Annotated in this window: 15 protein-coding genes and 2 pseudogenes; 7 read left to right on the top strand and 10 right to left on the bottom strand. The window is 69.0% G+C overall.

What is annotated here, in order from left to right; translation table 11 throughout:
• Positions 1-233 precede the first annotated feature (233 nt).
• Positions 234-1,073: an SDR family NAD(P)-dependent oxidoreductase gene (locus WMF19_RS18705; RefSeq protein ID WP_437900335.1), complete on the bottom strand. Its 840-nt coding sequence runs from the start codon at positions 1,071-1,073 to the stop codon at positions 234-236.
• A gap of 136 nt (positions 1,074-1,209) precedes the next feature.
• On the opposite strand from WMF19_RS18705, the pseudogene WMF19_RS18700 reads away from it, so the two are divergent.
• Positions 1,210-1,437: pseudogene (locus WMF19_RS18700) on the top strand (DUF3072 domain-containing protein); the annotation flags it as partial.
• Positions 1,432-1,677: a DUF3072 domain-containing protein gene (locus tag WMF19_RS18695; RefSeq protein ID WP_437901645.1), complete on the top strand. Its 246-nt coding sequence runs from the start codon at positions 1,432-1,434 to the stop codon at positions 1,675-1,677. The pseudogene WMF19_RS18700 and the gene WMF19_RS18695, both read left to right, overlap by 6 nt.
• 72 nt (positions 1,678-1,749) lie before the next feature.
• Here WMF19_RS18695 and WMF19_RS18690 read toward each other — a convergent pair whose 3' ends face one another.
• Entirely contained in the window at positions 1,750-2,472 is a 723-nt protein-coding gene (locus tag WMF19_RS18690) for a hypothetical protein (protein ID WP_437900334.1), read from the bottom strand.
• 198 nt (positions 2,473-2,670) lie between these two features.
• Positions 2,671-3,630, bottom strand: a complete 960-nt coding sequence (locus WMF19_RS18685; RefSeq protein WP_437900333.1) for a LysR substrate-binding domain-containing protein — start codon at positions 3,628-3,630, stop codon at positions 2,671-2,673.
• A gap of 123 nt (positions 3,631-3,753) precedes the next feature.
• Here WMF19_RS18685 and WMF19_RS18680 point away from each other — a divergent pair, with 123 nt between their 5' ends.
• Together WMF19_RS18680 and WMF19_RS18675 are read left to right on the top strand one after the other, a co-directional pair.
• Positions 3,754-4,602, top strand: a complete 849-nt coding sequence (locus tag WMF19_RS18680; RefSeq protein WP_437900332.1) for an oxidoreductase — start codon at positions 3,754-3,756, stop codon at positions 4,600-4,602.
• A gap of 329 nt (positions 4,603-4,931) precedes the next feature.
• Entirely contained in the window at positions 4,932-5,297 is a 366-nt protein-coding gene (locus WMF19_RS18675; protein WP_437900331.1) for a LysE family translocator, read from the top strand.
• A 225-nt stretch (positions 5,298-5,522) separates the two neighbouring features.
• Here the strand turns inward: WMF19_RS18675 and WMF19_RS18670 are convergent, their stop codons facing one another.
• From WMF19_RS18670 to WMF19_RS18655, 4 genes are all read right to left on the bottom strand, one after another.
• Positions 5,523-7,334 (bottom strand): response regulator, encoded by a 1,812-nt coding sequence (locus tag WMF19_RS18670; protein WP_437900330.1) that lies wholly within the window; start codon positions 7,332-7,334, stop codon positions 5,523-5,525.
• A gap of 118 nt (positions 7,335-7,452) precedes the next feature.
• Positions 7,453-12,678: an AAA family ATPase gene (locus WMF19_RS18665; protein WP_437900329.1), complete on the bottom strand. Its 5,226-nt coding sequence runs from the start codon at positions 12,676-12,678 to the stop codon at positions 7,453-7,455.
• Positions 12,675-13,712, bottom strand: a complete 1,038-nt coding sequence (locus tag WMF19_RS18660) for an IS3 family transposase (protein ID WP_437894351.1) — start codon at positions 13,710-13,712, stop codon at positions 12,675-12,677. Before WMF19_RS18660 ends, WMF19_RS18665 begins: the two co-directional genes overlap by 4 nt.
• Entirely contained in the window at positions 13,709-14,200 is a 492-nt protein-coding gene (locus WMF19_RS18655; protein ID WP_437894350.1) for a hypothetical protein, read from the bottom strand. The genes WMF19_RS18660 and WMF19_RS18655 overlap by 4 nt, the downstream gene beginning before the upstream one ends.
• Before the next feature lie 131 nt (positions 14,201-14,331).
• Here WMF19_RS18655 and WMF19_RS18650 point away from each other — a divergent pair, with 131 nt between their 5' ends.
• Complete coding sequence (locus tag WMF19_RS18650; protein ID WP_437901807.1) at positions 14,332-14,490, top strand: hypothetical protein; 159 nt, start codon at positions 14,332-14,334, stop codon at positions 14,488-14,490.
• Here WMF19_RS18650 and WMF19_RS18645 read toward each other — a convergent pair.
• A pseudogene (locus WMF19_RS18645) lies at positions 14,445-15,035 on the bottom strand (serine/threonine-protein kinase); the annotation flags it as partial. The gene WMF19_RS18650 and the pseudogene WMF19_RS18645 overlap by 46 nt on opposite strands.
• Positions 15,036-15,280: 245 nt before the next feature.
• A complete protein-coding gene (locus WMF19_RS18640; protein WP_437900328.1) occupies positions 15,281-15,757 on the bottom strand; it encodes a hypothetical protein in 477 nt (158 codons plus the stop codon).
• A gap of 336 nt (positions 15,758-16,093) precedes the next feature.
• On the opposite strand from WMF19_RS18640, the gene WMF19_RS18635 reads away from it, so the two are divergent.
• Positions 16,094-16,591: a hypothetical protein gene (locus WMF19_RS18635; RefSeq protein ID WP_437900327.1), complete on the top strand. Its 498-nt coding sequence runs from the start codon at positions 16,094-16,096 to the stop codon at positions 16,589-16,591.
• A gap of 332 nt (positions 16,592-16,923) precedes the next feature.
• Here WMF19_RS18635 and WMF19_RS18630 read toward each other — a convergent pair whose 3' ends face one another.
• A complete protein-coding gene (locus WMF19_RS18630; RefSeq protein ID WP_437900326.1) occupies positions 16,924-18,021 on the bottom strand; it encodes a hypothetical protein in 1,098 nt (365 codons plus the stop codon).
• Between the two features lie 304 nt (positions 18,022-18,325).
• Here WMF19_RS18630 and WMF19_RS18625 point away from each other — a divergent pair, with 304 nt between their 5' ends.
• Complete coding sequence (locus WMF19_RS18625) at positions 18,326-18,913, top strand: LysE family translocator (RefSeq protein WP_437900325.1); 588 nt, start codon at positions 18,326-18,328, stop codon at positions 18,911-18,913.
• Positions 18,914-18,916: the final 3 nt, after the last annotated feature.

Here is an 18,916-nt window from a genome sequence, read left to right as displayed (position 1 = left end):
CCCGCGATAGGCGAGGCGCCGATCCAGAATGGAGCGCAGCGCCGATCCAGGATGGAGCGCTGTCGCCCGGCCGCCCGGCCGCGGCGGTGGCCGCCTCCTCCTGCGGCGAGGCATCACGCCGATCTCGGCCGCCCGCCACGATGGTCCGGCCCGCCGGGTAGCGGCGAACAGTCCGGGCGATTTTCGTGACCCGATCGGCGTCGCGCGCTTCGCGCGGCTGCCCGACCGCCGCGTCACAACCAGGGAATTACCCGGCGGTGCTGTACGAGCTCACCATGAACCACGCGCGCCGACTCGGCGGGTTCCGTGCAGATCCAGAGGACGTTCTTTGCGGCGTCCGCCGGCGACTGCGCCGACGACATGTCGTCGAACCACGGGCGCGACGCGTCGGTGTCCACGAGCCCGGGGCAGAGCGCGGCGATGGTGAGCCCGCGCTCTGTGGCCTCGGCCTGTCGCTGGCGCGCATAGATCTTCATCGAGGCGACCTGCGCGACCTTGGACGGGATATTGATCCACGCCGGCCAGTGGTGGAGCTCTGCTTCGCCGCGCTCGACCAGCTCGACGTACTCGTCCATGACGCGCTCGATGTCCTCGAGAGATCGCGTGGCGGGGTCGAAGCGGTCGTGCAGCCGCGAATCCAGCTTGCCGAGGGAGCCGAAGGAGCTCGCGACCACGAGGAACCGCCCGCCGTCGCGCAGCAGGTGCCCGAAGGCGCGGATCATCCGGTAGGTGCCGTGGTTGTTCGTGTCGATGAAGGTGCGGACCTGGACCGCCTGGGGCACGTCCTTCCCGATGCGCGCGGCCGCGTTCGAGAGCACGATATCTATCCCGCCGTGACGGCGCGCCACCGTCTCGGCCAGGGCCTGGACGCTGGCGTCGTCGGTCACGTCCAGCCGGGCCAGGGACGGCTGCAGGCCTTGCTCGCGCAGGCGCGCCACGGCCGCCTCGCCGCGCTCCGGATCCCGGGCCCCCAGGTACACGGTGCTGCCCGGCGGCAACTCCTGGCACAGACGGGCCACCATCGCGTAACCAAGGCCCTGGTTCGCGCCTGTAACGAGTGCGATTTTCGACATCGATCCCTCCTCACCCTCGCGCCGCGAAGACGTGGTGTTCGAGGAGTGTTACCCCAGCCTGGCTCGGGGCGCGACGATCGTCGTTCGGCGTCCTCGCGGGCTTGCCACGCGCCCTCCCGGGATTAGGAAACCGGAGATGAGCACGAAAAGAGACCAGCAGGCCGCCGATCCCAGGGCAGCGGGGCAAGCAGGCGAACAGCGGCCGTCGAACGTCCAGAAGGATCCGCGCGACTGGAAGACGGGCGACGAGCCGATGACGGGCGCGCAGGCGTCGTACCTGCACACGCTCGCGGAGCAGCAGGGCGAAGAGGTCCCCGAGGACCTGACCAAGGCGGAGGCGTCCGAGAAGATCGACGAATTGCGGGACGCCGTGGGCGTCTCCGGCGGCGCGGAGGCGGCCGCCGGCGTCGAGAACACGCGCAAGGACCCCGAGCAGTGGAAGACGGGCGACGAGCCGATGACAGGCGCGCAGGCATCGTATCTCCAGACGCTCTCCCAGGAGGCGGGCGTGGACTTCGAGGCGAACCTGACCAAGGCGGAGGCGTCGAAGCGCATCGACGAGCTGCAGGCGAGGACCGGGCGCGGGCAGAAGCTGCGGGAGTGACCGGAAGGGCGCTTCAGCTCGCCGCCCCGGAGGCGTGGGATCTCCGCTGAACGTCGCGCGCCCGTTCGCCTTCTATTGCTGCGAGCGCTGATAGGTATTCCCGAAGTCGTCCTGCACCACGACGGCGAGCCCGTCCACCGCCTCCACCTCGAGCTTTTCGTCGATCACCCGCGTTCGAAAGGCCCAGCCGGCGGGGAGCGTCAACGTCTCGCCGAGCTTCGCGAGCGAGGCCTCGTCCTGCTGCACCTCCTGCACGCTGTACGACTGCATGTCGTAGATCGCGCCCTCCGGATCGACGAGCTCGTAAACGGCTTTGCCCGCGTCGTAGCCCCACGTCGTGTCCCGTCGCACGGTGCGTGTCTCGTATGGCTTCGCCTTGCTCGAGGCCTTGGCGAGCGCGACGGTGAGCGTGCCCGTCTTGCGCATCTCGATGCCGCCGAGCGTGCGCACCTCCGGATCGAGCACCTTCGAGCCTTCGAAGCTGTCGATCATCCAGTGGCGCGGGCCGTTCATGACCACCACGTCCGCCATCGTATCGGCCTTCACCTGGGCCTCATCGACCGCGACCCACGCCGCCTCGGGGCACTCGTTCAAGCCCTGCGTGTTGTACACGTCGATCCTCACCGATCTCGCGCCGAGATCCGCGTCGCCGAGCAGGATCTCGCAGTAACGGCTCCCCCGCAGGGCCTCCTGCGCGGGCACGGGCGTCTCGGTTTCGACGGGCGCCGTGCTGCCACAGCCGGCCGCAGCGAGAAGGAGCGAGAGGAAAAGGGGGAGCGACGACGGCTTGTTCATGGCGTGTACCTCGGGCAGAAGGCGATCGTGGAGCGCGCGGATCGCGCCCTCTTTCCCCTACTCCCGTAAAAGGTCCCGCGGACCCGACACGGCCTCGGTCGATTTTTCTCCGCGCTCCCTCCCGTTGTGTTGGCCTGGATCTCCAGGGAGGAGGAGAACATCACCTCTCCTCGACCCGGCGAGGGAAGGACGAGATCGTCACGCTCCACGTGGAGGCGCCCGGTCTGTGGAGCGTCGGGGAGCGCGACTGAGCGGCTTGGCCCCCTGCCCGCGGAGGCTCGTGACCGTCTCGATCAGCGCGCGAAGCTTCGGCTGCTCCTGGGTGCGCGCGGGAAAATAGAGGCAGAAGCCGGGTCCCTTCGTGATGAACGCCTCGAGCACGCGCTCCAGCCGGCCATCGGAGAGGTCGCGCTCGATGGCCTGGTCCGGCACGTACGCGAGCCCCGCCCCCGCGCAAGCGAGCGCGACCATGAGCCCGATGTCGTCGGTGACGATGCCGCCGGGGACGTCGACCGTGATCGTCTTGCCCCGGCGTTCGAGCTCCCAGCGATAGACGACGCCGCTCGCGAGGAGGCGCTGGCGGATCGCGTGATGGCGCACGAGGTCCTCCGGCGTGCGCGGCCGCCCCGCCTTCGCGAGGTAGGCCGGCGAGCCGACGATCGACCATGACGAGTGGCTCGAGATCGGAACCCGCACCATGTCCTTCTCGACCGAATCGCCGAGCCGGATGCCCGCGTCGAAGCCGGAGGCCACGAGATCGACGAAGGCATCGTCGAGCGAGACCTCGATCGACAGCTCCGGGTACGCCTCCCGCATCTGCGCCACGAGCGGGGCGACGAGCCACGCGCCGCTGATGCGCGGCGCGGTGATGCGGAGGTTGCCGGAGGGGCGCCCTCGGTAGTCGCCGAGCGCGGCGAGCGCGTCCTCGACGTCGGCGATCGCGGGCCGCAGGCGCTGAAAGAGGCTCTCGCCCGGCTCCGTGAGCGCCACGCGCCTCGTGGTCCGCTGGAACAGCACAACGCCGCACCGCCGCTCGAGGAGCTTGATCTTCTGGCTCACGGCGGTCGGGGTGACGCCGAGCGCGGCGGCCGCGGCGGTGAAGCTCTTGTGGCGGGCCACGGCGAGGAACGTCGTGAGCCCGTCGAGCGCGTCGGTCATGCTCGATCATGAACCGCAGGTTCATAAAGCATCAACCTCTTCGCGCATTTTCTTCATGCTCGGGATGTTGCATCTTCCGTCGTGTGAGGGGCGCAGCGCCCCGGCCACGAAGAGGAGATCCCCATGGAAACGAGCAAGCACGAGCGGGTGTGGTTCATCACGGGCGCGTCGCGCGGCATCGGCGCGGAGATCGCGAAGGCGGCGCTCGCCGCCGGAGATCGGGTGGTCGCCACCGCGCGCGATCCGAAGAGCATCACGGACCGCTTCGGGCGGCCCGAGGCGCTCCTCCCCGTCGCGCTCGACGTGACGGACGAGGCGTCGGTCGCCGCCGCGGTCGAGGCGGCCGTCGCTCGGTTCGGCCGGATCGACGTCCTCGTGAACAACGCCGGTTACGGCGTCATGGGCGCGATCGAGGAGACCTCGGGGGACGAGGTCCGGCGCGTCTTCGAGACGAACGTGTTCGGCCTCCTCGCGGTGACGCGCGCCGTGCTCCCGCAGCTCCGGAAGCAGCGCGCCGGCCAGATCTTGAACATCTCGTCGCTCGGCGGCTACCGGTCGGGCGCCGGGTTCGGCGTTTACTGCTCGACGAAGTTCGCGATCGAGGGGATCTCGGAGGCGCTCCACACCGAGCTCGCGCCGCTCGGCATCGCGGTGACGGTCATCGAGCCGGGCTACTTCCGGACGGAGTTCCTGGAGGCGAAGTCCGTCGTCGAGACGGGCAAGGTCATCGCCGATTATGCCGAGACCGCGGGCAAGGTCCGGAGCTACGCGAAGACGGTCAGCCTCCAGCAGCCTGGCGACCCGGAGCGGCTCGCGCGCGTGGTCGTCGAGCTCTCCCGCGCGAAGAATCCCCCGCTCCGCCTCCCGCTCGGCAGCGACACCGTCGCTGCGATCGAGGCGAAGAACGCGTTCGTGGCGCAGGAGCTCGCCGCGTGGCGCGCCGTCGCGGAGTCGACGGACTTTCCGAAATGAAGCGGGGTTGACGCCCCCGGAGGCACGAGCACGGCCAGAAGCACCCGTCGACGACGAGCATCGCGGCCGACAGCTCGAAGCGCATGTCTGCCCAACAGAAGCCCACCCCTCCCCTCGCCTCGTCCGGCAGGAGGTCGCGACGCTTCCCGGTGTCGAGCTCCACCACGGTCTGGCCCTGGTAGTCCTCGCCGGCTTGCCCCGGGCGCCAGGATCCGAGCTGTACCAACCGCGCGACTGACACAGTGCTTTCGCGCGGCGCGGCCCCTGTGCCTTCACCGGCGAGCGCCGCCTTCCTACGCTCCGGGCCACCCCTGACCGGAGCCACCGCGATGACCGAGCTGCTGCCCCTGGCCACCTACTGCTTCATGATGTCCAGCACCCCGGGGCCGAACAACATGATGCTCACCGCCTCGGGCGCCAACTTCGGCTACCGCGGATCGCTGCCGCACGCGCTGGGCATCAGCGTGGGCGGCGCGGTCCAGACCTTCGTCACCGGCTGGGGCTCGAGCGCCGCCAACCTGGCTCTTCTCGCGAACTTACGACGAAGCGAACCCATGCGTCGCAAACAGAAGCCAAGGGGACACATTGTTGTTATTCAGCAACCGGTCAACCTGTTTGGTCGTGTGCTTGGGGCTGCCACCTCTTGCCCACGCCAACCTTTGGGCTGCCAGGCAGCAGCGACCAACAGCAGGTGAACCTCAGCACTTTCGCGGTCTCACTGACCGCCTTTATCCTCTTGTCGGGGTGCCTGAAACGGCCATCGAGGGGCGCCTGAAACAGCGATCGGCGCGAGCTTTCCCGTGTGACGCCGCTCCAGAAGGAGAAGGATCGCCATGGTGGCGAGCCCAATCGGAACCGCCCAGAAGGCCTTTCTCAGGTCGAAGGCGTCCGCCAGGAGTCCCAGGTGCAGGGGAGCCGAGTCAACTTGCCGTCCCGGCCAGTGTGCACCTGTCGCGGGTGCCCAGCCTGGCGACTACGTTCATTAATGTGGTACGCTCGACGGGCTTGGGGATATGCATCTCGTATCCCGCCGATAAAGCCTGTTCGCGGGCGCGCTGGTCGGCGTAGGCGGTCAGCGCGATCGCGGGCGTTTGACCGCCCTGATTGACGGGCAGCGCCCGAACCGCTCGAATCAGCGCATAACCGCTCTCGTCCGGCAGCCCGATATCGCTCACGAGGACGTCCGGGCGCCACTCTTGGAGCAATTCAAGGCCTTCCCGAGCTGCCGCCGCCACGCGCACCTCCGCCCCTGCCTCTCCCAAGATGCACGTCAAAAGCTCCCGCACGTCGGAGTCGTCGTCCACCACGAGCACGCGCAGTCCGGTCAGCATTGAGGGGAGCAACCCGACGCCGCCTTCCCCTGCGCCAGCCAAAGGCGGCGTTGCGGTCTCCTCGACCACCGGCATCAGAGGCAAGTCGACGGTGAACACCGCGCCCTGACCCTCACCGCCGCTCTCCGCGCGAACCGTGCCGCCGTGCATTCTCACCAAATCCCGCACGATTGCGAGCCCCAGGCCAAGTCCGCCGTGCCGGCGCGTGGTCGAGCTATTGGCCTGACGAAACTGGTCGAACACATGGGGAAGAAAATCTGCGCTTATTCCCTCGCCGGTATCGCTGATGCGGAGTTGAGACATCGCTCCCACCTCCTCCAGCGACACAGCCACGCGCCCGCCTGGGGGCGTGAATTTGATGGCGTTGCTGAGCAGATTTCCCACGATCTGCTCGAGGCGGCCGCGATCGCCCCAGACCCTGCTGGTCGTCGAGCCGAGCGATAGCGAGATACAGACGCGCTTCGCTTCCGCAACTGGAGTTACAGATTCGAGGACCGCCTGAATGACCTCGGCCATGCTGACCGACTGCGGCTTCAGGTCCATCTTGCCGCGGATGACGCTGGAGACGTCGAGGAGCGTCTCGACGAGCCGCAGCTCGGCCATGCTATTGCGCTCGATAACCTTGAGCCCGCGCTGCACCTTGGGCACGTCGCGATTGTCCATGCGGAGGAGAAGCTGCGCCCAGCCGAGGATAGCGGTCAATGGGGTTCGCAGCTCGTGGCTGAGCGTGGAGAGGAATTCGTCTTTCAGCCGGTCGGCGGTCTCGGCCTTGGAGCGCGCCGCCTGCTCACTGGCCAAAAGCCTCTCCCGCTCTCCCTCTGCCCGCTTGCGTTCGGCGATCTCATGCCTCAGAATCTCATTGGCCGCGGCGAGCTCGGCCGTGCGTTCCGCCACTCTCCGCTCCAGCTTATCGTGGGCGCGCCGCAGCGCGGCCTCGAATCGCTCGCGATTCTTGATTTCCCGCCGCAGCTGCGCGTTCTGCACCTCGAGCTGCGCGCGCAGCGAATACAAGTCCAGGTGTACCTTGATTCGCGCTAAAACCTCATTGATCTCCAGCGGCTTGACGACGTAATCGACGCCGCCAGCGTCAAACCCGGCCACTTTATGCGCCGTCTCTCCCAGAGAGGTCATGAAGATCACGGGGATGCCTTTGGTGCGTTCAGATGCTTTCAGGCGCCGGCATGTCTCAAAGCCATCCATTCCCGGCATCAATATGTCGAGGAGGATCAGATCGGGCGAACGGAACTCGACCTGCTCCAGCGCGTCTTCACCATCCTGGGCGACTGTCACCCGAAAGCCTCGCTCTTCGAGTTGAGCCATGACCTCAGCCACGCTGGCGGGCACATCGTCAACAATCAGGATTGTATACGACTGAGCACAGGGCTTTGAGGTTCTGGTCATCGGGAAACCCACAACAAAGTAGCGGCAGTGTGAACCGGCGCAACAACCGTACACCCCAGCCAGCCGCAGGGGTTTCGGCCTGGGCGCGCCCGCCATTGTCCTCGATCGGGAGGCGCGGTCACGCGAGCCGCCGTGACGCCCTGTCGAGCTGTATCCGGAGCAGGGCGCGGAGCCGCTTGGTCTGGAAGCTCTTCGCCACCGCGCGCACTCGGCCGATCCATGCGCCGAGCCGCGAGCCGTCTGCCTCTTCAAGCCGATCGAGCTCGTTCAGCACCCCGGAGATGTACCCTTCATTGGCCAGCTCAAGGAGCCGCGCCAGCTCCTGGGCCGGTGGGGGCGTGAGCATGCAAATCTCCGCCTCGGTCATGGTGGGAAGGGCCACGGCCATGCCCGGTCCCGCTCGGCGTATCCACTCGAGCTGGAGAGTGGCTCGGAGCAGCTCCAGGAGCGCGGCGGCCTGCACCGGTTTGGGCAGAAAGTCATCGCATCCTGCGCTCAGGCTCGCGTGCCGCTCGGCCTCCGAGGTGCTGGCGGACGAGGCGAGGATCGCGGTGCTGGCGAGCTCGGGCCTTTGCCGCAAGCACCTCGTCGTCTCGTACCCATCCATGCCCGGCATGGCCAGGTCCATCAGGATGACATCCGGCGTTCGCTCGAGTGCCAGCGCGAGCGCCCGCTCGCCGCTGTCGGCCTCCAACAGCTCGAAGCCCAGCGGCTGGAGCAAGTCGCGCAAGAGCGCGCGGTTCTCGGCGTTATCGTCCACCACGAGAATCGTGCGGCGCTTGCCCTCGTACCCGAGGATCGCCTCCCACGACAGCCCCGCGCTGGCCTTGGCTGCGGCCACCTCGATCAGGCAAAGCGTCACCGTGAAGACCGTGCCTTGGCCGGGCTGGCTTTGGACCTCGATGCTGCCGCCCATCCGCTTGACGAGCTTCCTGGTAATCGCAAGCCCGAGCCCCGTGCCCTCGGCCTGCCGCTTCTCATCGCCGACCTGCTCGAAGGCCTCGAAGATGCGCCCCAGGTGCTCGGGGGCGATGCCGGGGCCGGTGTCCTTGATCTGGAAGCGCACTGTGCGCCTTTGGTCCTCCGGCGGCTCCAGCACCTCGACGTGCAACGTCACGCCGCCCTGCTCGGTGAACTTGATGGCATTGCCCAGCACGTTGAGCAGCACCTGCATGAGCCGCTTTTCGTCAACACGCACCCCGAGCCGCTCGGGGCCTGCATGCTTGTAGGCGAAGGAGATGCCCTTCTGCTCGGCGCGCACGCGGCACATGTTGACCACGGTCTTGAGGAGCGTAGGCAGGTCGACCGCGGTCGGGTGGAGGTCCAGCTTGCCGGCCTCGATCTTGGCCAGATCGAGCACGTCGTTGATGAGGCCGAGCAGGTGTGTGCCGGCGGTGTGAATGATCCGGGCTGAGTCTGCGGCTTTCGCGGGCAGATCGGGCAGCCGGCCGAGCACCTGCGCATAGCCGAGGATGCTGTTGAGCGGCGTGCGCAGCTCGTGGCTCATGCTGGAGACGAACTCGCTCTTGGCGCGGTTGGCGTTGTCAGCCGCCTCCTTGGCGGCCACGAGCTCGGCGGTTCTCTGCGCCACCTCGCACGCCAGCCGCTCGGTGTAGGCGGACAGCTCGGTGTAGAATGTGGCGTTCTCCACGGCCGTCGCCGCGAGCGCGCCGAGCAGCGTGACCAGCTCGACGCGCGCTTCGGGTAAGGCGTTCTCGACGCCCGGGTGCTCCATGTACATCACCCCGGACAGGCGCCCCTGGTGCACCAGAGGCACGGCGAGCACCGAGCCGGGCCGGTGGGCGAGCAGGTAGGGGTCCTCGTCGAAGCGGCTGTCGGAGGCGGCCTGCCCGAGCACCACCGGCTCCTTGCCGCGCGCGACGTACTGCACCAGCGTCACCGGCAGCCGTGTCGAGCTGGCGACGGGCTCGCTCAGCGATAGCTCCACCTGCTCGGGGTTGACGGTGAGCTGGGCGGCGATGACGAGCTCGCCGTTTTGCACGAGGGCGAGCACCGCGCGCTCGGCCCCGGAGTACTCGGCGAGCAGGCGGAGCATGCGGCCGACGAGCGAGCCGAGGTTGCGGTCGCCGGAGAGCGCCTGCGCGGCGCGCAGCGCGGAGGCGATGTCCAGGGAGGCGTTGAGCGTGCGGTTGATGATCGTCGTGCTCGTGGACGACAAGGACGCCCCGTCCTGCGGCTCGGCCGGCGCGCCGTCCGCGAGGACTGGTCGGCCCGGGGTCGCGATGCTGTCCGGGTAGCGCTGGGCAAGCCGCGCGGCGGCCGCGCGCGCTCCCCAGCGCAGGTAGGCGTCGTGCGCGGCCGAGAGATAGGCGCGGGCCAGGGCGCGATGCCCGCGGGCGAGGCGGTGCTCACCGGCCAGGCGCAGGCCGAGCGCCTCTGTGTTGATCAGGCCGTCGTCGCGGGCCTGCTCGATGGCCCGGTCGTACAGTCGGCCGGCCTCTTCGTGCTCTTCCCGGGCGCGGGCGAGGCCCGCCTCCATCAACAGGCGCATGGCCTCGAAGCTCTCGGGGCAGCTCTCGGCCCAGAGGGCGAGGCGCGCGCCGTGGAAGGCCAGCCGGTCCAAGAACAGCGCGCGGCGCTCGGCGGCGGCGGTGGGGAGGACATGCGCTCCGGCGACGCATAGCGTGAACGCGAAGGCAAGGATATGGGAAGCGCCCCACGACGCCTGCCAGACCGGCTCGACGGCGAGGACCGCCTCGGCCGCCCACGCGTCGGCACCGAGGTGGAGCCCGGTAAAACCCGCCATCGTGCCGGCCGCGGAAATAATCATATTCACGTTCACGTCCCGTGCGACCCACGCGATCTCATCGAGCGTCTGCTCGATGGCGTGCGCGGTCGAGGGCTGCGAGAGCGCGGCGACCGAGCGGGCGACGATGTTCCGAAACGCCGTTGCCATCAGGTCGCGGTAGGCCACGCGGTCGAGGTCGTGCGCGATGCGATCGAGGTCGGCTCCGGCGATCAGCTGGGAAATTATCCCGGCGAGCTCGCTGTGGGCCTCATGGTTTAGGTCGCGCTCCTCGGCGGCGGTGCGCCTCGCGCGCGCGTAGAGCTCCCCCATCTTCGAAGGCGGCGTCCAGTACTGGGAGGCCAGTGTGGCGATGAGGAGCGCGGCGGCGCGCAAGACGTCGTACTGATCGATGAGCGCCAGCACGGCCTCGTTCAGCCGGCGCGCTGGCGACACCTTCCCGAGGGCGAACGAAAGGAGCAAGGCCGTGCCTCCGCATCCCGCGAACGAGCTCTTCGTCAGCCCGTGCCGCAGCGTCTCCAGCACGATCATCGGCCAGCAGCACCGGCCAAGCGAGGGCATCCCGAAGACGCCGCAATGCGCCAGCACGTCCAGGAGACTGCACTGGAGCGCGTGGGTGCGGTCGGTGCTTATGGGCAGCGCCTTCCAGTCCTCGACGGTCATGCGCTCCACGGCGGGCTCGATCTCGGTGATGAGCGCGCCGGACAGCGCCTGCTGCTCCTCCGGGGTCTTCGGTAGCGGGCGCCCGAGCCACACCATCGCTTCAAGGCCGAGCTCGATGCCCTGCGCTAAGCGGCCGTCGACCAGAAGATACCCAACAAAGATGCTGGCCACGCGCGCGCGCTCGAGCGGGTCCCGCGCTCGCTCGAGGCAGCGCTGAAAGAGCCGCTCCGCTTCGTCCACCTGCGCCGCGAGCCAGTGCGCCTCGGCCATGCCAAGGTGCACCTCGAAGGTCGTCTCCGGGGCCTCGGTCCACCCCTCCTCGCCGAGCAGCGACGCGGCCGTCCCGAGGAACGCCACGGCCTGTGCATAGGCCGCGCTGGCGTTGGCCCGCTGCCCGGCGCGCAGGTTCTGCTCCGACAGGTCGCGCTTTTCCTCGGCCTCGGTCAGCCGCTCGGCAGCCCGGTTGCGGTGGTAGAGCGTCGCGAACAGCTCCCCGTCGGCGCACGCGAGGCCGTACCTCGCCCGCAGCGCTCGGCCGATCCCGAGGTGCAGCGACAGCCGCTCCTCTGGCGTGAGCGCCTCGTAGGCGGCCTGCTGCACCCGGTCGTGCACGAAGGCATAGGCTTCGTGCCCCCGCTCGCCCTCGTGCACCACAAGCCCCTCGCGCGCCGCCTCCGCCAGCAGGGCGGAGGCCGGCTCCGCCTCCTGCCCCAGCAGGTGCGCCAGAAGCTCCACGTCGAACCGGTCGCCGACGCACGCCGCTGTCTGCAACGCGCGTTGCAGCTCGGGCGACAGCCGCTCTAGCCTGCGGGTCAAAAGCGCGACGACGTTGTCGGTGATCCCCGCCCGCTCGATCGCCTCCCGCTCCCAGCGCCACCGCCCCGTCTCCGCATCGCGCACAAGCAGCTTCCGCTCGTGCAAGAGCTGCAGAAACTGCCCGACGAAAAACGGACTGCCGTCGGTCTTATCTTTGACCAGCCGCGACAGCTCCTCCACCTCGGCCTCGGGCCGATCGAGCATGTCGGCCACCATCGCCGTGATCGCTTCCGCACCGAGCGGCGAAAGCGCAATCCGGGAGGGCATGGCACCCGGGGCCGCGGAGGCATCCAGCAGCGCGTTCAGCGGGTGCTCGGGGCCCACCGCCTCGTCCCGGTAGGCCCCCACCACCAAGAGATGCTGGCCCGCAGGCTCCTTCAGCAGCTCGCCCAAGAGCGAAAGCGACGCCGGATCCGCCCACTGGAGGTCATCGATGAACAGCAAAAGCGGGTGCTCGGCCGTGGCCAAGGTCCGTACGAAGCGCAGCACCGTCGTCTGGAAGCGGAGCTTGGCCGCCATCGGCCCCAGCTCCAAAAGCGGCTTCGGCTCGCCCAGGAGGTGCACAAGCTCGGGCATGAGCTCGACGAGGATTTGCCCGTTCGGCCCAGCGGCTTCTTGCCACGCCTGCCTCCAGCGCTCGAGCACCTCGGCCGGGTCGGCCAGCCGCCGCCGCACCACCGATCGCAGCGCCTGCGCCAGCGCCGCGTACGGCGTGCTGCGCTGCAGCTGGTCGAACTTGCCGCTGGCGAAGATCCCTCGCCGCGCGCGCACCTCTGCCTGCAGCGCCTGCACCAGCGCCGACTTGCCCACGCCCGACGGCCCCGCCACCAGCGCAAGCACCGTCGCGCCGCCGCACGCCTGGTCGAACAGCGCCGCGAGCGCGGCGCTCTCGCGCTCCCGACCGAAAAGGCGCGAGGGCGCGCGGACCCGATCGTCCCAGTCGCGCTTCCCCAGCGGAAACGGCGCCACCGTCCCCGTCTCGACCCACGCCCGCGCCGCCCGCTCCAGATCCCAGGCCGCGCCGCCGGCGGTCTGGTAGCGATCCTCGGGGCTCTTGCGGTGACCGTCAAGGTAGTTGTCGCATCGGCCTCCACTCACGCTGTGAGCGCCTCCTTGTTTGAAAGTCCCCTGAGCTCGTCGGGTTTGCGCGGCCCCAGGCGGACAGCGCCAACCGGCGTCCAGTTGCGCGTCTCGCCCGACCAGCGCTCGGGGTGGCGCCGCCGGGCTCGCTCGTAGACGCGCGCGCGGGCCGCGAGCAGGGCAGCGTCACGCCCGCGATGGCGGTCGTCGGGGGTGACGAAGCGCAGCGCGCTGTGGCGATGGGTGCCGTTATACCAGGTCACGAAGGCGCCGACCCAGGCGCGCGCCTGCGCGAGCGAGTCGAAGGGGGCGGGATAGTCCGGCCGGTACTTCACGGTGCGGAACAGCGCCTCGGAGAAGGCGTTGTCGGCGCTGACGCCGGGACGGCTGAAGGAAGCGCGCACGCCGAGCTGGTCCAGCGTGGCGAGCAGGGTCGAGCCGCGCATGGGGCCACCGTTGTCGGAGCGGAACACCAGGCCCTTGGGGTCGAGCTGACTGGCGGCGCAGGTGGCACGGAAGAGCGCGGCCGCGTGCTCGCCCGACTCTTCTTCGTGCACCGCCCAGCCCATGATGCGCCGGCTGTAGATGTCGACGATGAGGTACAGGAAGTAGAAGCGGCCGCGGACGGTGGTCTTGAGGTAGCTGATGTCCCAGCTCCACAGCTGGTTGGGGCCGGTCGCGATGTGCTCCTCCACCTCGGTGCGCACCGGTGCCTTGGCACGGCCGCGGTGCGTCAGTTGCCCCTCATGGCGCAGGATGCGCAACACGGTCGACTCAGAGCCGATGTAGCGGCCCTCGTCGGCCAGGCGCGGCACGATCTGGCTGGGCGACAAGTCGCGGAACCGGGGCGCATTGACCGTGGCGAGGAGGACCTTGCGCTCGTGGTCGCTGAGCTGGTTGCGCGGCCTGCTCTTGGGCCCCAGCCGCCGGTCGTCACCGGTGTCTTGCTCGCGCCAGCGCTGCAGGGTGCGAGCGCTGAGCCCGAGCAGCGCGGCGGCCTGGGTCTCGGGCGCCCCTTGGGCGACGGCGTCGCTGACCATGCCGAGGATCACTTCTCGCTCCTGTCGTCGGTGCCGTCTTCCCCGTCCCCCCAGAGCGATTCGGCTTTTTTTGCGAGCACCAACAGCGCCGCCGTCTCGGCCAAGGCGCGGTCCTTGCGGCCCAGCTCCTTTTCCAGCTCGCGGATGCGACGCTGGTCGGCGGGCCTGGGCCCGCCGCCCTGCGCAGGGCGAGCGCCGAGCGCCTGGAGCATGGCGGCGCGCCAGACCTCCAGCTCGCTGTCGTGCACGCCCTGGCGTCGCAGGAAGGCGCCCCGCTCGTCGGGCGCGAGCTGCTCGGCAGCGAGCACCAGGCGCATCTTGTCTTCGGCTGTCTTCGGCTGGCCGCTGGGAACCGGTGGCTCCGGCGCCTTGGTCTTGGTGGTCATCGCGGCACGATGGGCCTCGCGCAGCCACTTCGACAGGGTCGGCTGCGTGACGCCGATCTGCTTGGCCAGCTGCGTGGCGGTCAGGGCGCCGGGCCCGACCATCCGCTGAACCATCTTCTCTCGAAAAGACTTCGAATACGGCGGTCTCAAGCGAGTTCTCCAACCTCGCCCTGGTCACGATCTCCCGAGCACCTCGGGCCGGACTGCCGGCCTGAGGAGGCGACATCTTCCCTGACGTATAGGGCTTGGCCATCAGCTTGAGCACGATCGCGCTCACGGCCTCGGGGATGCTCCGCTCGGGCGTGCGCTCGTGCGGAGGCACGGGCGCCCGGGCGATGTGCGCGTGGATAAGCTCCAGCGTGTCGGTCGCCTCGAAGGGCAGCGCGCCGGTGAGCATCTGGTAGAGCGTGGCGCCCAGCGCATACAGGTCCGCCCGGGCGTCGGGTGCTCGGCTCATTCGCCCCGTCTGCTCGGGCGCCATGTAGGCCAATGTCCCGGAGACCGCCGCCTCCAGCGACGTCTGCGCGGCGAGCTGAGGAGTCCAAAAGGTCGCGAGCCCGAAGTCGATCAAGCGCGTGTGCGTCCGCTCGGCGTCGACCAGCACGTTGTGCGGCTTGATATCGCGGTGCAAGAGGCCGCGCCGGTGCACCTCGCCCAGGCTGCGCGCGAGCGCGGCGCCCAGGCGCAGCGCGACCCCGACGGCGAGTGGGCCCTGGTCGAGCACGCGGGCGAGCGAGGTGCCATCCCAGTGCTCCAGCACGAGCGCCGGCTTCCGATCGTGCTCTTCGAGGCCCAAGGTCCGGATGATCCCGGGGACATCGAGCGCGCGCAGCACGGCGTGCTCATGCTTGAGCTGCTCCCGCGCGCGCGGGCTCGGCGGCTCCCCGAGCGGCAGCTTGAGCACCACCTCGCCGCCGGTCGTGGCGTGGGTGGCTCGCACGATGCACATGTCCGCTCCGGAGTGCAGGACCTCGCCGAGAACGTACTTCATGGGGAACGATTCTCGATCATGACCCGACGAGCGTCATGCTCCATCGTGTACGAGCTCGCTCGCGCCAAAGCGCTCGATGGGCTCGCCCGCACCTGATAGATCCCCTCGCTTTCTACGGCATTTTCGTCGATTCGCGCGCCGCAGGCATGATGCTCCCATCGATCGCCGACGTGGGCCAATCGTCCACATTGGGTCACGAATTTCTAAGGCTCCGGGTGAGTCGACGACGGACACGCGCGAATTTCTGGTCGCTGGTCGGAATCGTATCCGTAGGAGGCAATCTGCGGGTTCGGAGGAGCGGCCCTCAGCGCGTTGTTGGTGTCGCGCATCCGCGCGAGCAAGTCAATCACCAGATCGATGAGGTCGCTGACGGGCCCTTCTGCCGCGAGTTGCTCGAGCTTGCGCCGTACGTCGCGGAGGTCGTCCGCCAGCTGGGTTTTCGATGGGGCCGTGGGAGTCACAGGCCATTGGACATAACCATTGTCGAAGGGGCCAACCAAGCAGCCGGGCTCGCTCGGCTTGACCTGCTCGGTCCTCTGGACCGGCCGCCAGCGCTTGCGCCGCACCGCGCCTGACAGGTCGATTCCCTCGAGAAGGAAGCCGCGCTGGGGCGCATTCCTCAGCGAGCACGCAAACGATGTTAACAGGGGCCGGAGGATGGCTGGGCAGCAGAATGTCACGCTGCGGCTCCGCTCGCTGACGCGCGCGGTCAGAGGGCGAGGTTCCCGAGCTGCTCGACGCCATCGCGGGCTGGGTGATGGGACGCCTCCCGTAGTTTGACCTTCCCAAAGTCAATTAGAAAAATTCTTGTCAAATGGCGACCGGCCGGCTAGCGTCGCGCCATGGCCACCGGCCAGGTCGTCAGCGATCCCCGCCACGCCGCCCTCCTGGCCGCGCCGGTGCGATAGCGCATCCTGGAGGCGCAGGATGAACCGGGCTCGGCGACCACCGTCGCGCAGTCGCTCGGCCTCTCCCGCCAACGGGTCGCCTATCACGTGCGCCAGCTCGAGACGCGCGTGCGCTTCGTACAGTCCGCGTTCGACGCGAGCGAGGCCTGGGACGACCTCTTCGACGGCACGGAGACGGGCTGGACCTACTTCCTCTACAACCTGCGCGTCTACCTCGAGAAGCACCTCGGGCGGGTGCGCCGGATGATCTCGGACCGCATCCCGGTGGACATGCTGCGCCAGAAGTTCTGGCGCCATCTCCTCTCCGGCGCCGCGGGCTTCGTGGTCGGCGGCAGCGGCGTGGTGAAGGTGGGCGACTGGGTCGAGCTGAAGCTCTCGGAGCCGGCCACCGTGCGCGCGGTGGTGGAGGTCGTGGTCGAGGGCCACGGGCTGGGGCTGCGCATCGCGGAGCTCTCGGACGCGCTGCTCTTCATCGAGCTCGAGGGCAAGTCGGACCAGTTCCACGTCGGCTACTGGCTCTCGGTGTACGACGAGGACCAGGCGCGCAAGCTCGACTCGCCGGCGCGCCAGGCCTTCCGCCGCATCCACGAATCGCTGCCCCAATAAGAGCGCCGAACAAAACCGACCGAGCCGGCCGCGAACTCCTCGGCGCCCAGCCCGATCCTCTGCCATCGACCCACTCGCTCCGCGTCGCCATTGCAACCTCCCGTGCAGCGCACCTGCGCACGTAACTAGCCAGCGGCGCGGGGGGACGTCAGGGTGCCTATGGCCGGGCGGTTACGTTCAGCCAGCACGTGAGGGTGGCGGAGTACCTGGCGGAGCGGTTCGCGGCCGTGGCGAGCGCGCGGGGCGCGATGGCGAGGGCGGGGGTCGGGGCTGTTCTGCCCCCGCTCAGGTGGATACCCCCGGAGGTGCGAGAATGCAGGGACAGGCGGCCGTCATGCGCCCGCGGTCCCTGCGTCGCTCGCCATCAAGGATCTTGCGCAGGCGAAGGCGTCGCGCATCCCAGCGACGGAGTGCGCGAAGAACCTGGCCTCCGCGCGCTCGCCGTCCCTGTAGACGACGAGCTTGACCGGGCCCGTCTCCGCGCCCCATTCGATGTCGATCGTGTACCGGCTCTTCCCTTTCTTCACGAGTCGGCGGGTGATGCGCCGCTCCTGCGCCTTGAAGTCGGGACACCAGTCGTCGTAGGTGATCCCGATCCCGTCGTGGTCCTCGGGAGAGAAGGCCGGATCCTGCATCGCCTCGACGGCGGTACGGTAGAGCGGATCGTTCGCGCGAAAGTCCGCGAGCCACGCATTGAACCGCTTCCGCTCATCCTCCTGGGCCTTGCGCCTCGCCTGCTCCTGCTCGGAGATCCACTCGCTCTGGAGGACGAGCTTCAGGCCATCGCGCCGGAACGTCAGCATCGCGGCGATCGGCGTCTCGGCTGCGTCGCCTCTGGCCTCGCCGTCGGGTGCCGACTGGTAACAGACGATCGTCCCGTCGGCGTTGAAGGCCGGCGGGCGCCGATCGGCGTCAATCGGTACGGGCGCCTCGATCTCGGGCCATCCCAACATCGGGTCCGAGAAGTCGAAGAAGCGGAGCTCGTACGAGCACGCCCAGAAGCACCCCTCGACGACGAGCATCGCGGCCGGCGGCTCGAAGCGCATCTCCGCCCAGCAGAAGGCGATCCCGTCCTTCGCCTCCTCGGGCAGGTGGTCGCGGCGCCTCCCGGTGTCGAGCTCCACCACGGTCTGGCCCTGATAATCCTCGCCGCACACCAGGTAGTCGTGGCCGTTCGGGTGCGCCTCGACGAACAGGAAAGGGAACCAGTCGAAGTTCCTCTGAATGACGGCGATGGGGTCGGTCGACGCGGTCCTGTAGACCTCGCCCTGCGCGTGGTCCCAGGTGCCACGTCCGGTCGAGAAGCTCGACACCACGAGCCTGTACTTCCCCGTGGGGCTCGAGATCTCGCGGCGCGAGCCCTCCCGCTCGTTCTCCGGTCGGAAGAACGCCGCCTTCTCGGGCGCGCGTGCCGCTGATTCGTCCGTCATGTCTCCTCCGTGCCCACGGCCTCGTCCGGCTGCGCAGCGCCGAGGGTAGCAGAGGCACGCTCGAGCTGTCCCGGAGACAGCCATAACGTGCGTCTGGCCAGCTCGATGGCGATGGCGATGGGATCTGTTGGCACGTCGCAGCCGGGAGCTGCGGCCACGTCCGATGCGCACCCCGGGCGCCGGGCCCTTCGCTGTACCGGTCGCGCGACTGACACAGTGCTTTCGTGCGGCGCGTCCCCTGTGCCTTCACCGGCGAACACCGCCTCCTTACGCTCAGGGCCATCCCCGACCGGAGCGTTCTGCGATGACCGAGCTGCTGCCCCTCCTGACCTATTGCTTCGTGATGTCGAGCACCCCTGGGCCGAACAACATGATGCTCACCGCCTCGGGCGCCAACTTCGGCTACCGCCGATCGCTGCCGCATCTCCTGGGCATCGGCGTGGGCGGCGCGGTCCAGACCTTCGTCGCCTGCCTGGGCCTCGGCGCGCTGTTCGCCGCCTGCCCGGCGCTGCACGGCGTGCTGCGCGTGACCGGCGCGCTGTACCTGCTGGTGCTGGCGTGGAAGCTGACCGGCGGCGCCGCGGTCAAGGGCGCCGAGGTGCCGCGGCCGCTGTCGTTCGCGCAGGGGGCGCTGTTCCAGGCCGTCAACCCGAAGAGCTGGGTCAAGGCGATCACGGTGGCCTCCGTGTTCATGCCGTCGGGCATGGGCGTGGCGAGCGGCGCCCTGCTCGTGTCCGTCGTCAGCCTCGCCATCACCTTTCCGTGCACCTCGGCGTGGGCGCTGTTCGGCGTGGCGATCCGACGATTTCTGACCGATGCGGGACGGCACCGGCTGTTCAATGGCATCATGGCCGGCGCGCTGGCGGTGCTGGCGCTCCTGTTCCTGCGTTGACCC

It is taken from the genome of Sorangium sp. So ce124, assembly GCF_051525235.1.
Lineage (GTDB): Bacteria > Myxococcota_A > Polyangia > Polyangiales > Polyangiaceae > Sorangium > Sorangium atrum.
This window is presented reverse-complemented; position numbering and strand designations above follow the sequence as displayed.

Bases quoted from the DNA above. Each gene is read 5' to 3' on its own strand.
- WMF19_RS18670 (WP_437900330.1), bottom strand. From the start codon at position 7,334: ATGACCAGAACCTCAAAGCCCTGTGCTCAGTCGTATACAATCCTGATT.
- WMF19_RS18675 (WP_437900331.1), top strand. From the start codon at position 4,932: ATGACCGAGCTGCTGCCCCTGGCCACCTACTGCTTCATGATGTCCAGC.
- WMF19_RS18680 (WP_437900332.1), top strand. From the start codon at position 3,754: ATGGAAACGAGCAAGCACGAGCGGGTGTGGTTCATCACGGGCGCGTCG.
- WMF19_RS18685 (WP_437900333.1), bottom strand. From the start codon at position 3,630: ATGACCGACGCGCTCGACGGGCTCACGACGTTCCTCGCCGTGGCCCGC.
- WMF19_RS18625 (WP_437900325.1), top strand. From the start codon at position 18,326: ATGACCGAGCTGCTGCCCCTCCTGACCTATTGCTTCGTGATGTCGAGC.
- WMF19_RS18655 (WP_437894350.1), bottom strand. From the start codon at position 14,200: ATGGTTCAGCGGATGGTCGGGCCCGGCGCCCTGACCGCCACGCAGCTG.
- WMF19_RS18630 (WP_437900326.1), bottom strand. From the start codon at position 18,021: ATGACGGACGAATCAGCGGCACGCGCGCCCGAGAAGGCGGCGTTCTTC.
- WMF19_RS18690 (WP_437900334.1), bottom strand. From the start codon at position 2,472: ATGAACAAGCCGTCGTCGCTCCCCCTTTTCCTCTCGCTCCTTCTCGCT.
- WMF19_RS18705 (WP_437900335.1), bottom strand. From the start codon at position 1,073: ATGTCGAAAATCGCACTCGTTACAGGCGCGAACCAGGGCCTTGGTTAC.